Below are 13,455 nucleotides of genomic sequence, written 5' to 3' on the forward strand. Positions count from 1 at the left end.
GCTCCCGGCTCAGCGCAGAAGGACTTCGACCGGCCGCATGTGCCGCGTGTGCCGCGTCTGCGTGTGATCGAAGGCCGAGACATACAGGTAGAAGGTGTTTCCCGGCAGGAAATCGACGTCGTACTTGCTGCCGGTCGCGATCTTGCGCGCGGCGACGAGGGTCCAGTGGTCGTCGGCCCAGTCGGCGGCCGCCGAGATCCCGGCGCGGTCCCCTGTATAGCCGTCGGTCATGAGCACGCCCGGCATCACGGTGCCGACCGGGATCTCCGCGTCGGCGGCCGCCGAGTACGGCACCGTCTCGGTCTTCTCGACCATCCACCACGCCGAGCCCGGCGACGTGCTGGCATCGAAGTCCAGATCCACGGTGCCGAGCCTGGCCACCGTCGCCTGCCAGTCCTTGGGAAGCCGCAGCGGCTCGACCGCCCCCGCGTAGCCGCCCGGACCCTCGAACTTGAAGTTGTAGCGGTACGCGCTGGTGCCGGGATCGCCCCAGTAGCCGGCCTGGTAGCGGCCCTTCACGGCCCGCTCGGCGGCGGTGGGGTCGGTGGGCGGACCGATATGCATGTCCTCGACGACGCCGAGCATGCCGCCGCGGGCCGCCTTCCACTGCCACATGTCGATGTAGCTGCCGTCGGTGGTGTAGTGGTAGCCGCGGCCATTGAGCGGGGCGGGGGCGTCGGGCAGCGGCCGGGCGCCGAGATGGGTCGACCCGCCGCTGCCGAACGCGTCGGATCGCGAGAAGATCACCGCCAGCTTGTCCTCGTAGTAGGCGGTCACGTCCGCGCGCGCCGCGTCCGCGTCGAGGAGGTGCCAGCCGTCCGCCTTCTTGATCATCGGGACGCGCTTGAGCGAGCGCGACGGGTCCCACCAGCGGAAGGCGAAATACACGTTCGTCGCGTCGCGCACGGCGCGGATCTCGACGGTGGTCTCACCGGTCCCGCCGAAATTGGCCCCCTGCATCGTCCGGACCGAGACCGGGCGCGCGGTGCGCCAGACCGGGTCTTCGAGGAGCTTCGACAGGTCGGGCCCAGCCGACACCTTGTCGATCACCAGCGTGGAGCGGCCTCTCACATCCGCGAAGGCGAGGCCGCCGACGACGGGGAGGCCGATGATGGCGGCGGCCAGGAGCGGTCGCCGCCGCCGCGCCGCACCGTCCGCCAGGGCCGTCGGACGGAACAACCGAAGGAGCTGCCACAGGCCGCCATACATGAAGTGCGCGAGGGTATGGACCGCGATGTAGGCCAGGGCGACCAGCGCGCAGGTGGCGTGCAGCCAGACCACCCAGCCGCCATAGCCGAGGTAGAGCGCGACCCCGGTACCCGTCAGGACGAGCGTGACGGCGTAGATCAGCCAGTGCAGCGCGACGTTGATGCCGCCCCAACGTGCCTTCCGGGCGGCCTTGCTTCGCCCGCTGACACGGACGGCGCGGAGCCGCGACAGGCCGTTGCGATCCGTGAGACGCCCGCGCACGAGGTAGACCAGATAGGCGGTGATTCCGAAGAATAGGGTCAGGCCGGCCACGAAGTGGACGGTCCAGACTTCACCTTGCGGAAGCAGGGGCGCCAGGAACTTCGCGGTCCGCGCCACGGGCGCGTCGGCCGAGATGCGCAGGCCCGTGAGCAGGCTCGCCACCATGGCGATGGCGACCACCCAGTGGATCACGATGGTCCCGACATCGGAGCGGGGATGCCGGTCGACCTGCGCGGCGGCTGTACTGCGCCACCCGGGGGCGGTCTCGGCTCCGCCGGGCGGATGCGGCGCGAGGGTCAGCGGTTCCGACATTCGATCCTCCGCACCGTCGCCGCAAATTGGACGCGCTACGTTAGAACTTTGTAAATCATGATGCCGGCCGCGCGATATAGCCGAGCTTTGCAATCTATAACTCTTGATCGATATGCTTAACGGCGGTTGCGGCCCGGTCGGTCAGCAGGGCATGCCGTGGCTCCGCCCCGCCGCGGCGCAAACCGTTTCGGGTCGCGCGTCGATGGCAGGCGGACGCGGCCGACAGGGTACGGCCTCAGAGCGACACCTCAGCCACCTGTCACGACAGAGCGCTCAGTCAGGAATGCTTGGAGACAGGGACTCCTAGCGCCGGCACGGGATCTGTCGCCGGATCTCGGGGAGCAGGCCTGATAGGGCGGCAGATGCCTCTTAATCCCTGCTAGCGACATCCACGGCGCAGAACTCAAGGTCTCGGTCGGCGGAGTCCACGCGATGGACCGAGCCATCAACCAGCCTCGCTGAGCCGACGCGGCCGCGATCCGCAGCTCGCCTCCCCCCGCGCTCCCATTTCCGTGATCAATTCAGATACAAAAACAAATTTCAGGAAGTCAATTTCGGTTGAAAAACGCAATCGCAATTTATTTGTAAAATCAAATCTTGACAGATACGGTCAAGCTGCCGAGCGATAGAGCGGCCAATTCTCAAAAAATACTGCGACGTCGCACTGTGTCGGGACCCGTACACGTGCGTGAACGCGGATCATTGGGTTGACGCTGGCAGTGGCACGACCACGGCGTCGGATGCGGGGATATGATGACCAGAATCAAGGCGCTGTTACTGGGCTCCTCGGCCCTGATGATCCCGATCGGCGGTGCGTACGCTGCCGATCTCCCGACGTTCAAGGCTGCGCCGGTCGAGTTCGTACGCGTTTGCAACGCCTACGGCGCCGGCTTCTTCTACATCCCCGGGACCGATACCTGCATTCGTCTGTCCGGACGGGCGCGGTATGACTTTCTGTATCAGACCAGCAAGGTTCGCACGGGCGGCGGCGGCGACCTCACCGGCTATCTCGGCCTGATGCGTCTGAACCTCGATTCGCGGACCCAGACCGATTACGGAACCCTGCGCGCCTTCCTGCGCATCGATGTCGCCAACCGCAGCGGCCCGTTCCTGACCTCGGGATCCCGGCAGCGCGAGAGCTTGGCCATCGCGGGCCTCGGCGCCGACGCCTTCGGGCGCACGCAGACCTACGTCAACGCCGATAAGGCCTTCATTCAGTTCGCCGGGCTCACCGCGGGCCGCGCGTCCTCCTTCTTCGACTTCTACGCGCACGACTTCGAGCTGATCGGCGGCACGGCCGGCTCCGATACGTTCAGCACGAACCTGCTCGCCTATTCGGCGATCCTCGGGAACGGCATCACGCTGACCGCCTCGATGGAAGATCCGACCTACCGGCGCTTCCCGATCTTCGGCACAGGCTCGGCCGTCGGGGCCTTCACGGCCGGTGGCGGCTTCGCGGGCTACAGCAACGCCTTCAACCCGTTCACCCCCTCGACCTGGCTGGCGCCGATCGTCGTCGGTCCCGGCAATGTCGCCTTCGTCGACGTCACCCAGAAGAGCCGCATGCCGGACTTCGTCGGCGCGGCCCGCATCGACCAGGCCTGGGGCTCGGCGCAGCTCTCGGCCGCCGTCCACGAGATCAATGCCGGCGACGCCGGCAGCACGGTCGCGGGCATCACCACCGCCACGACCGGCCTGGGCATCTCGCCGACGGGACGCGCCTCGAACGCCTACGGCTGGGCGGTCCAGGGCGGCCTGAAGGTCAACCTGCCGTTCATCGCGACGGGCGACACGCTCTACCTCCAGGGCGCCTACGGGCAGGGTGCCATCGCCTATACGGGCATCTCCAACTACACGGCGCCGTACGACGCCCTCGGCGCGGCGCCGGTCGGCGGCGGCTCGTTCGCGCAATACTACGCCGACGCGGTGCTCAATCCCGCGACCGGCCGCCTCGAACTGTCGACCTCGTTCTCCGCTGTCGCCTCCCTGCTCCATTACTGGTCGCCTGCCTGGCGCTCGGCCTTCTTCGGCAGCTACGCGCAGATCGACTACAACTCCAAGGGGCGCAACGCGCTGGGCCTCCTCGGCTTCGGCTTCGCCCCGGCCGGCGCCAGTGCGTCGAATGCCCTGGCCTTCGCCACGAGTCCCATCCTGCGGGGCAACAACCAGATGATCACCGGCGCCAGCCTGATCTGGACCCCCGTGAAGGATCTCGATATCGGCGTCGAGGGCGAGTACATCCGCACGGCGCTCAACAGCGGCGTCACGCCGGACATCTCGAAGAACGCGCTGCGCTACGTCAATTCACAGGATGCGGCCCAATTCCGGTTCCGCGTGCAGCGGGATTTCTGAACCGATCCGACGCGCCTTCGCGGGCGCAACGTCCAGTCTCGAGCCCGGCCGCAAGGCCGGGCTTCTCTATTTGGAACGCCAAGTAAGTTGTCTCGTAAATTGGGCCATATTCAACAAATAAAAGATCTTTTGCTTGCGATCGACGCAAAATCATCTACAAGAGAGTCAGCTCTTCAGCGGCTTGCTTCGCCGCCGACCGAGCGGATGCTATGGTTTCAGAGCGGCTGGCCCGGGTACCAGGGCAGGGCCGGTCTGACCCAGAGCTTCAGACCCATACGACTTCGCCGACCGGGCAACCGGTCGGCTTTTTCGTGCTCGCTGCCGGCGCAAGCCGGGCAGGATTTTCCGTCAGGCCTGGGCGACACAAGCCCCGATCCCGGCGACCGGGATGTGGCCGACCTGAGCCCATCCTCCACGAGAAATTCAAAAATCGTTTCAAGATTGAAGCCCGTCCAAAGAGCGAAAGAATTATTCCGCAATAAAATATAGAGTTTAAATGGGTATTGCAGCATATTACTACCACGTCGCCGGTGAGCGACAGCTTGTGTAACGGGAGATCATCATGAAGAACATCGTCCTGGCCTGCTCGATGGGCGCGATGCTGATCGCGGGACCTGCTCTCGCTCAGGACGGTGGCGCGACCATCGATCCCAGCCTCATCGTCCGGACCAACGGCAGCGGCCTCGACGCGTGGTCCGCCTCCGAGGGCAACGACAAGGCGGGCGGCATGTGGGAGGGGGCGACCGGCTACAGCGCCGCGATCCAGCGGCCCAGCGCGGTCGAGACCGTCCCGGCCAATCGCCAGTGGAGCCATCTCAACAGCCGCGAGCGCCGCCGCGGACAGCCCGCCTACTGAGCGCCCACCCGGTACGGCCCCGCGCCCGGCACGCCCCGCGATGCGGGACCGGCCGGGCGCGACGGCGTGACGACGGCGTCAGAGGGATGCGGCCGGCAGGAGGTCGATCGACGGGTGCCCCGCGACGCTGTGGGTCCAGCTGAGGGTCACGCGGCAGCCGCTCCCGTCGGAGGCGATGTCGAAGGTGGCGCTGTGCAGCCGCGCGATGGAATCGACGAGGCTCAGGCCGATCCCGAAGCCGCTCTTGTCGGTCTTCAGCGCACCGCGGCGGTAGCGGGCGCGCACAGCGCTCAGCTCCTCCGCGGGGATGCCGCAGCCCGTATCGGTGACCTGGATCCCCGTCGGATTCCGGAGCAGCGCGACCGTCACCTGCCCGCCGGCCGGCGTGAACTTCAGGGCGTTGTCGATCAGGTTGCTCACCGCCTCGAAGATCAGGCTGCGGTCGCCCTCGATCGCGCACGGGCCGTCCGGCCGGTCCCAGAGAAGTCGGATGTCGCGCTCGATCGCCAGGGGCTCGTAGTACTCCACCGCATCCTCGAGCAGCCGGCCGAGATCGACCTGGGTGAAGCCCGATCGGCGCAGGCGGTCCTCCATCTCGGAGATGCGCAGCAGGGCCGAGAACCGGACGACGATGCTCTTGACCTCGGCCAGGACGTCCTCGTTGAAGGCGCGGAAGGCCGCGACGCTGTCGGCCTTGCGCAGCGACCGCTCCAGCGTGCCGACCACCCGGGTCAGCGGGGTGCGCAGGTCGTGGGCGATGTTCTCGTTGACGCCCTTGATCTCCAGCATCAGCCGCTCGAGCTGGTCGAGCATGTCGTTCACGACGCGCGTGAGGTGAGCGAGGTCGGCCGAGACGCCGCGCGTCGGCAGGCGCTCGCTCAGGTCGCCGCGCATGATGCGCTCGACCGCCTTGGTGATCGCATCGTTCTGCCGCAGCGAGCCGGCGCCGAACACGACGGCGCCGATCAGGCCGATCACGATGGTGGCGGCCATGCCCCAGACAAAGGTCTCGACCAGCGCCTTCTCGAGGGACTGGAGATCCTGGGCCGAGCGGCTGACCAGCACATACTCGCCGCTCGGAAGCTCGGTGAGCTGGCTGAAGAGCGTGCGGCTGCGGTGATCCAGCGGCTGCGCCAGGATGAACGGCTTCCCGATCGGCGCCCTGTCGGGGAAGGCGATCGGCGCGCCGGCCCGGCGCACGTGGTCGGGCCCGAACAGGACGAGCGGGCGGCCGCCCTCGGCGAAATCCTCGGACGCGTCGATCCGCTCGCGCAGCGCGCGCGGCGACAGGTTCAGGAGGTGCTTCGATTCCCACTCGACCCACTCGAACGCGGCCTTGCGGCCGTAGCTGCGCGTGTCGACGTAGAGGAAGCCCGAGAGCGCCAGCGAGGCGGTCCCGAAGGTCGCGAAGAACAGGCACGCGACCCGGAAGCCGCTGGTGCGCCGGACCTCAAGAAGGCGCACGGAGGATGAAGCCCGTGTTGCGCACCGTGTGGATCCGCGGGTTCAGCCCGTCGGGATCGAGCTTCTTGCGGATCTTGCCGATGTGGACGTCGATGACGCTGGACTGGTGATTGAAGCTGTAGCCCCAGACGGATTCGAAGATCATCTTCCGGCTCACCAGCGTGCCGGCGTTCTGCATCAGGAACTCGATGATCGCGAATTCCTTGGGCAGGAGCTCAATTTCCCGGTTCCCGCAATGGAGGACGCGCTCGATCAGGTCGAGGCGCAGGTCGCCGACGACGAGTTCGTTCACCGCCTCGGCCGCCATCTTGCGCCGCGCCAGCGCGTCGACGCGGGCGGTCAGCTCGATGAACTCGAATGGCTTGGCCAAGTAGTCGTCGCCGCCGGCGCGCAGCCCGTCGACGCGCTCGTTGACGGCCGACAGGGCGCTGAGGATCAGGACCGGCGTCGAGACCTTCGCGGCGCGCAACTCGGTCAGCAGCGACAGGCCGTCGATCTCCGGGAGCATCCGGTCGAGCACGATCACGTCAAAGTTACCGTCCAGGGCCTTGCGTAGTCCGATGCTGCCACTGGGGGCTTCGTCGACCTGAAATCCGTATTCCGCGAGGGCCGAACCGATCTCCGCGGCGACCCGCCGGTCGTCCTCGACTACCAATACGCTGGCCATTCGTTTTTCCTTCTTATTTTGTATTCGCCGGCCCTGTCTGGTCTCCTGAGGCTCGGAGGGAGAGGTGGAATTATCCTCTTCGGAGCCGGAGTCAAATGCGGTTCGGTCGCGGCGGCCGACCTGCGTCATCCCGCCGGCGAAGCTTACAAGGGAGCGAGGGATCTGGACCATGCGCCTCACTCCGCGCTCGCCTGCTCGGAGAGCTTGGCTGTCGGGACCTGGGAGGCGACGGAGCCGCGGGGGACGACGCGGCTGCCGTCCTGAAGGCCGGCGGGCGGGTTGAGGACGACGGTCTCGCCGCTGTCGAGGCCGCTGCGCAGCTCGAGGCGCGTGCCGAGATCGCGCGCGATCGTGATCGGCCGGAGCCGGACGGTGTCGTCCGCCCCGACCACGGCCACGCGCGTCCCCTCCGCGTCGAAGATGAGCGCCTCGGACGGCACGATCACTCGCGGATGCGTGCGCGGCACCGCGAAGGTGACGGCGACGTAGAGGCCCGGCCGCAGGACCCCGTCGGGATTGGCGACGTCGACCTCCGTGTCCAGCGTCCGCACCGAGGATTGGAGAGCCACCGAGCTGCGCGAGACCGTGCCGTCGAAGGTCCGGTCCGCGATCTGCGCGACCTGGACCCGCGCCTTCACCCCGCCGCGGATACCCACGGCGGCCGATTGCGGCACCTGCACCGCGACGCGCAGGACATCGGTGCTGTCGACCGTGAAGAGCGGCGTCCCGGAGCCGGCATCGCCGTGGACGAGGTCGCCGACATCGACCTTGCGGGCGGTCACGATGCCGTCGAACGGCGCGACGACGTTCTCGAAGGTGGTCAGCGTGCGGAGCCGGTCGACGGTCGCCTGCTGGGCGGTGATGTTGGCTTCCGCGACCTTCACCTTCGCCTGCGCGGCGGCGAGGGTCGCGGTGGCGGTCAGCATCCCCGCCCGGGTCTGATCGGCGTTCTGCTTCGAGGCCCAGCCTTGTCCGGCCAGCGTCGCGGTGCGGGCGTCGGTCACGTTCGCGAGCGTCACGCTGGCCTTGGCCTGCTCCACATCCGCCTGCGCCACGGCGAGCTGCGCCTTGAATTGGCCGAGCTGGGCCTCGGCCTGCCGGGCCTGCTGGTCGAGGTCGGGCGCGGCGATCCGGACCAGCAGGTCGCCCTTCTTGACCCGCGACCCGATGTCGACCCGGCGCTCGGCGATGTAGCCGGTGGCGCGGGCGAAGATGTCGGCATGGTCGAAGGCCTCGGTCTGGCCCGGCAGGGTCAGCGTCATGGGCCCGTCATCCACCTGCGCCGGCCCGGTGCGGACCGTCGGAACGAAGTTCACGGCCTCGGCCTGCGTCACCAGGGAGGCCTGGTAGGTTTCCCAATGGTGCCAGGCGCCGAGGCCGAGGGCGCTGCCGAGCGCGAGGAACGCCACGAGGAACGGGCGCTTGCGCGGCGGCGGCGGCACCGCGTGGACGAGGGCCTCGCCGGCCCCGTCCTGCCGCAGCGGGTCGATCTCGACCGCGTGCTGGTGCGCCCGCGCGGCAGCCTCGGCGCCGCTCCCGGGGGCGTCGTTGAAACGGGTCATCAATAATCCTCGAGGGGCTTGATCGGGTTGCGGCGGAGCAGGGTGTAGAGAAGGGGGACGAAGAGCAGGGTCGAGACGGTGCCCATCCCGATCCCGCCCATCACCGCGCGGGCGAGGGCGGCATTCTGCTCGGCGCCTTCGCCGGACCCGATCGCCATCGGGATCAGGCCCAAGAACATCGCGGAGGCGGTCATGAGCACCGGCCGGAGGCGGGTATGGCCGGCCATCAGGGCGGCCTCGCGGGCAGAGCAGCCGGTGGCCTCGCGGTGCTCCTTGGCGAAGGTGACGAGCAGGATCGAGTTCGCGCTCGCCACGCCGACCGACATGATCGCGCCGAACAGGGCGGGGATCGAGAACGCCGTGCTGCTGATGAACAGGCTCATCACGATGCCGCAGAAGGCCAGCGGCAGGGCGGCGATGACCACGAAGGGGTCGACCCACGTCTGGTAGTTCAGGACGAGCAGCAGGTAGACCGCCACCAGCGCGATCCCGAGCCCGAGCTCGATGCGCGAGAAGGCGCTCTCCATGCTCTCGATCTGGCCGCGGACGAGGATCTTGTCCGGGGCCGGGAGCTTGACCTGCTCCTCGGCGACGATCCGGTCCACGGCGTTTCGGACGCTGCCGAGATCCGCGTTCTGGACGTTGGCGAGGATGTCGAAGGTCGGCTGCTGGTTGACGTGGTTGATCACGGTCTGCTCAGGCTGCCGCTGCATCGTGGCGATGTTCGACAGCAGGATCGGGATGCCGGGCCTGTCACCCGCGTCCGTGTGCACCGAGACCGGCGTGTTCATCAGCTGCGTGATGTCGGCGTTGCGCCACTCCGGCGTCTGGACCCAGAGCTGGTACGGCATGCCGGACTTGGGATCGGCCCAGAAGTTCGGGCTGACCTGAAAGGAGCCGGAGAGCGAGACGTTCAGGTTCTGCGCGATGGACTGCTCGCTGACGCCCATCTCGGAGGCCAGCCTGCGGTCGACGTTCACGTACATCTGCGGGGCGTCGACGATCTGGTGCAGGTGGACGTCGACGGCGCCGCGGACCGCCGCGATGCGGCGGACGAGGTCCTGCGCCACGGCGAGGTCCTCGGCATCGTGCCGCCCGGAGACCTGCACGTCGATCTGCGCGACGGTCCCGAAATTCAGGATCTGCGTGATGATGTCGGACGGCTGGAAGTAGAAGGTGTCGTCGGGGAAGGCCTGGTGCAGGACCTGGCGCAGCCGCTTCTCGTAGAACGAGATCGGCTTATGCTCACCCTTCAGGTTGATGAGCATCTGCCCGTCATTGTAGGCGACGAACGATGCATCCATGAAGGCGAAGTTGTAGTTCGAGGCGGGGAGGCCGATATTGTCCAGGATGAGCCCCAGCTCGTCCTTCGGGACGACCTGCCGGACGACGTCCTCGACCTGCGCGAAGGTCTTCTCCGCCTGCTCGATCCGCTCGCCCGGACGCGTGCGGATATGCAGGGTCATCTGGCTGGATTCGATCTGCGGGAAGTAGTCCTGACCGACGAAGGGGAAGATCGCGGCCGTCACCGCGAAGACGGCGAGCGCGCCGGACAGCGCGCGGGCCGGGTGGCCGAGCACCGCGGACAGGAGGCCGACATAGCCCGCGTGGAAGCGCGCGAACCCGCGCTCGAACGCGTTGCGGAAGGCGAGGGCACCGCGCAGCGGATATTGAAGCAGCCAGGCGAGGGGCCGTGTCGGCGCGCGGAGAATCTGGCCGAGGACGGAGCGGCGGCGGGGTGGTGACGCCCCATCGACCTCGGCGGCCGGGCCGTGATGCCGGGCGTATTCCGGGGCGACCAGGACGTCGATGAGGATCGCCACCAGCGTCCGCGACAGGAGGTAGGAGGTCAGCATCGCGAAGACCACCGCCTCGGCCTGCGGGACGAAGAGGTAGCGGGGCGCGTCCGTGAGGAAGAAGACCGCCGAGAAGGCCGAGCAGATCGCCAGCGTGGAGATCAGGGCCGGCTTGGCGATGCCGGCCACGCCCTCGACCACCGAGCGCCGGAAGGAGAAGCCTTCCTCGAACATCCGGTAGGTGTTCTCGATCGCGACCGTCGCGTCGTCCACGAGGATGCCGACGGCCAGGGCGAGGCCGCCCAGGGTCATCACGTTGATGGTCTGGCCCAGAGCAACCAGGATCGACAGGGAGGTCAGGATGCAGAGCGGGATGGACACCAGCACCACGATGGTCGAGCGCCAGGAGCCGAGGAACAGCAGGATGGCGAGACCCGTGAGCCCCGCCGCGATCACCGCCTCGCGCACCACGTCGGAGATGGCGTCCGAGACGAAGACCGACTGATCGAACAGCGGCGTGATGGTCATGCCCTTCGGCGCGGCCGCGTGGATGTCCGGCAGCGCGGCCTTGACGGCGTTCACGACGTCCAGGGTCGAGGCCGCGCCGTTCTTGAGGACCTGCAACAGGACGGAGTGGTGGCCGTCGGCGCGGACGATGTTGATCTGCGGGGGCGAGCCGTCCCGGACATGGGCGACGTCGCGCAGCAGGACCGGCTGGTTGTTCTCGACCTTGATGGGAATGCGGTTGAGCTGATCGACCAGCTGCGGGCTCGAGTTCAGCCGCACCGTGTACTGCTGCGTCCCGATCTTCGCGAGGCCCGAGGGCACGACGAGGTTCTGCTTGAGGACCGCGTTCAGGACATCGAGCGGCGTCATGCCGATCGCGCGCAGCTTGCCGGGGTCGAGATCGACCATGACCTGACGCGGCGCGCCGCCGTAGGGGGAGGGCAGGGTCGAGCCCGGCACCTCGGCGAGCCGGCGGCGGGTCCGGTACTGGGCGTAGTCGAAGACCTTGGTGAGCGGCAGCTTCGAGGACGACAGCGCCATCTGAATGACGGGCACCGACGAGGCGGAGAAGCGCATGATGACGGGGGGCTGCACGCCCGGCGGCATGCGCGAGCGGATCGCGTTCATCGCCGAGTCGACCTGGGTCATCGCCAGATCGATGCTGACCGCGGAATCGAAGTAGATACGCTCGGTCACCGTGCCCTGGATCGACGTCGACTCGATCCGGCGGATGTTGTTCACGTTGCTCGACAGCGAGAACTCGCTGTAGTTCGTGATGCGCTGGACCATGTCGGTCGCGTCGAGACCGTTATAGGTCCACACCACCACCACCACCGGGATATCGACGGCGGGCAGCACGTCCTTCGGCGCGACGGTGATCGAGCCGAGCCCCGCGAGGAACATGAGGACGGCAAGAACATAGAAGCTCTTGCGAAACTTCAGAGCGAACCGGACGAGTTCCATGTGATCAGTCGGGTGTCCCGCCGTGACCCGGCTCCCATTCCCGCGGGGTGCCCGCGTGGACTGGGAGCCGATCAAGCCTCGTGTGCGAAGAGAAGGCAGGGCGAATGCCCGGCACGCCGAAGTTATAGTCCTGGCAAAGACACTCTTCGAATGAATTCGGCACGACAAAATAAAGCGCGTTTAAGAAACTTAAAGCGGCGTTGAATCTCTAAAGTGCGTCGCGAATCCGATTCTTGAACTGTCTCCGTCCCAGGCCGCGGCCGGACGGGCGCGCATCGAATTTTAAAGAAAATTTCTCAAATCAATTCCGTTTTCACTGCTGAAAAGCCTATTTGATTGCAGTGCGCGCTCGGCTTGCGCCATCTTCCGAATGTCGAGGTGGGCTGACCCGCCAACGTCGCTGAAGGCAGCGCGTCGCGGCCACGCGGTGATCCCGTCGGGCGGCTGTTCCGAAGCGCGCACGCGTTGTGGCGGGCCTGCTCGCAGAGACCGGCCGCAGACGCCCGCGGCGGTCCCGTCGAACACATCCAGGACATCCGGAGCGCGGCGTCCGCGCTGCCGATCTCGTGCGCGCGAGGAGGCGCGGGCCTATGACCAGACGATGTCTGCTGCTCCTGGTCTCGGTGCTCTCACTGGCGCTGCAGACCGGCGTGGCGCTGTCCGAGAGCGAGATGCCGGCAGGGGGCGCCTTCATGAGCAGTTACACTTCGGATCCTTACTTCGACCCGCGGTCACGGTACTCGCAGGCTCACGCCACCGGAGACATCCGCGGACAGCCCATGCTCGTCGAACCGGGCGACGCCCCGCCGCCCTGCAAGCTCTTCGACACGGCCTGCGCGGCCGCCTTCGAGCGCTCACGCCCCCACGCGTATCGCTAGGGCCGGCGCCGACCGGGCGAGAGCGGAGCGCTCGCCCTTCTCGGTCCGAATACGCGCCGTCTGCCGCGCGGAGACGGGACATGTCAGTCCGGCGTCGGATCGTCCGCGATCCTGCGCCGCAAGTGCACCGACCTCCAGCCCGAGACCGCGCCGATATCCCGCCACCGGCGGCTCGCGCCGGTGGGGCTGCAGTCGACGATACCTGTGAATTCTTGAGCCAGGTTATATCGCAAGGCGTTTGCGCGCTCTATCCCGTTGAAAATTGCACGTTGACCGCGTGCGGGATGAGCAATGATTGAACAGGGCCCACGGATAGCGCGCGAATTCCATGTCGGCGTCGGCGGCGACCGCTGGGCCCTGATGCGCGACCTCCAGACCGGACAGCCCTACGTCTCTCACTCCCCGGGCGATGATGCGCCGGAGGTCCAACTGGATCTCGGTTCGTTCCTCGTGCTGTTCACCGGAGAGGAGCGGGAGAAGCTGCTCCGCCTGATCGGGTCGCTGCTGCCGGACGAGGACGCGCGTGCGGATGCCGACGGCCGGGCCGGCACGTCGCGTCCGCTGACCTTCGTCTCCCGGTGGCTTCCCAACCGGTAGGTCGAGACTACGGTATTAGCCACCTCGACGC

The 13,455-nt window shown here is 67.4% G+C and carries 9 protein-coding genes; 4 read left to right on the forward strand and 5 right to left on the reverse strand.

What is annotated here, in order from left to right; genetic code table 11:
- Nucleotides 1-9 precede the first annotated feature (9 nt).
- Nucleotides 10-1,782, reverse strand: coding sequence for an ethylbenzene dehydrogenase-related protein (locus tag BM314_RS13655; RefSeq protein WP_091978462.1), 1,773 nt, complete (start codon nt 1,780-1,782; stop codon nt 10-12).
- 750 nt (nt 1,783-2,532) lie between these two features.
- Here BM314_RS13655 and BM314_RS13660 point away from each other — a divergent pair.
- Nucleotides 2,533-4,134, forward strand: coding sequence for a porin (locus BM314_RS13660; RefSeq protein WP_091978463.1), 1,602 nt, complete (start codon nt 2,533-2,535; stop codon nt 4,132-4,134).
- Nucleotides 4,135-4,696: 562 nt separating this feature from the next.
- Nucleotides 4,697-4,990, forward strand: a complete 294-nt coding sequence (locus tag BM314_RS13665) for a hypothetical protein (protein WP_020091594.1) — start codon at nt 4,697-4,699, stop codon at nt 4,988-4,990.
- Nucleotides 4,991-5,068: 78 nt separating this feature from the next.
- Here the strand turns inward: BM314_RS13665 and BM314_RS13670 are convergent, their stop codons facing one another.
- The 4 genes from BM314_RS13670 to BM314_RS13685 are packed head-to-tail and all read right to left on the reverse strand — an operon-like array spanning nt 5,069 to nt 11,949.
- Nucleotides 5,069-6,454 carry a sensor histidine kinase gene (locus BM314_RS13670; RefSeq protein WP_020091595.1) on the reverse strand — a complete coding sequence of 462 codons (1,386 nt, stop codon included), beginning with the start codon at nt 6,452-6,454 and terminating at the stop codon, nt 5,069-5,071.
- Nucleotides 6,441-7,292 (reverse strand): response regulator transcription factor, encoded by an 852-nt coding sequence (locus BM314_RS13675; protein WP_307188506.1) that lies wholly within the window; start codon nt 7,290-7,292, stop codon nt 6,441-6,443. Before BM314_RS13675 ends, BM314_RS13670 begins: the two co-directional genes overlap by 14 nt.
- A gap of 5 nt (nt 7,293-7,297) precedes the next feature.
- On the reverse strand, nt 7,298-8,683 hold the full coding sequence (locus tag BM314_RS13680) for an efflux RND transporter periplasmic adaptor subunit (RefSeq protein ID WP_091978464.1): 1,386 nt from the start codon (nt 8,681-8,683) through the stop codon (nt 7,298-7,300).
- Nucleotides 8,683-11,949, reverse strand: coding sequence for an efflux RND transporter permease subunit (locus BM314_RS13685; protein WP_091978465.1), 3,267 nt, complete (start codon nt 11,947-11,949; stop codon nt 8,683-8,685). Before BM314_RS13685 ends, BM314_RS13680 begins: the two co-directional genes overlap by 1 nt.
- 590 nt (nt 11,950-12,539) lie before the next feature.
- On the opposite strand from BM314_RS13685, the gene BM314_RS13690 reads away from it, so the two are divergent.
- Nucleotides 12,540-12,827 carry a hypothetical protein gene (locus tag BM314_RS13690; RefSeq protein WP_091978466.1) on the forward strand — a complete coding sequence of 96 codons (288 nt, stop codon included), beginning with the start codon at nt 12,540-12,542 and terminating at the stop codon, nt 12,825-12,827.
- Nucleotides 12,828-13,118: 291 nt separating this feature from the next.
- On the forward strand, nt 13,119-13,424 hold the full coding sequence (locus BM314_RS13695) for a hypothetical protein (RefSeq protein ID WP_020091600.1): 306 nt from the start codon (nt 13,119-13,121) through the stop codon (nt 13,422-13,424).
- Nucleotides 13,425-13,455 lie beyond the last annotated feature (31 nt).

The sequence above is a fragment of the Methylobacterium sp. 13MFTsu3.1M2 genome, from assembly GCF_900112625.1.
Classification (GTDB): Bacteria; Pseudomonadota; Alphaproteobacteria; order Rhizobiales; family Beijerinckiaceae; genus Methylobacterium.

Excerpts from the sequence above, each read along its gene's own strand:
- BM314_RS13695 (WP_020091600.1), top strand. The coding sequence starts at position 13,119 with ATGATTGAACAGGGCCCACGGATAGCGCGCGAATTCCATGTCGGCGTC.
- BM314_RS13690 (WP_091978466.1), top strand. The coding sequence starts at position 12,540 with ATGACCAGACGATGTCTGCTGCTCCTGGTCTCGGTGCTCTCACTGGCG.
- BM314_RS13660 (WP_091978463.1), top strand. The coding sequence starts at position 2,533 with ATGATGACCAGAATCAAGGCGCTGTTACTGGGCTCCTCGGCCCTGATG.
- BM314_RS13665 (WP_020091594.1), top strand. The coding sequence starts at position 4,697 with ATGAAGAACATCGTCCTGGCCTGCTCGATGGGCGCGATGCTGATCGCG.
- BM314_RS13680 (WP_091978464.1), bottom strand. The coding sequence starts at position 8,683 with ATGACCCGTTTCAACGACGCCCCCGGGAGCGGCGCCGAGGCTGCCGCG.
- BM314_RS13685 (WP_091978465.1), bottom strand. The coding sequence starts at position 11,949 with ATGGAACTCGTCCGGTTCGCTCTGAAGTTTCGCAAGAGCTTCTATGTT.
- BM314_RS13675 (WP_307188506.1), bottom strand. The coding sequence starts at position 7,292 with ATGGTCCAGATCCCTCGCTCCCTTGTAAGCTTCGCCGGCGGGATGACG.
- BM314_RS13655 (WP_091978462.1), bottom strand. The coding sequence starts at position 1,782 with ATGTCGGAACCGCTGACCCTCGCGCCGCATCCGCCCGGCGGAGCCGAG.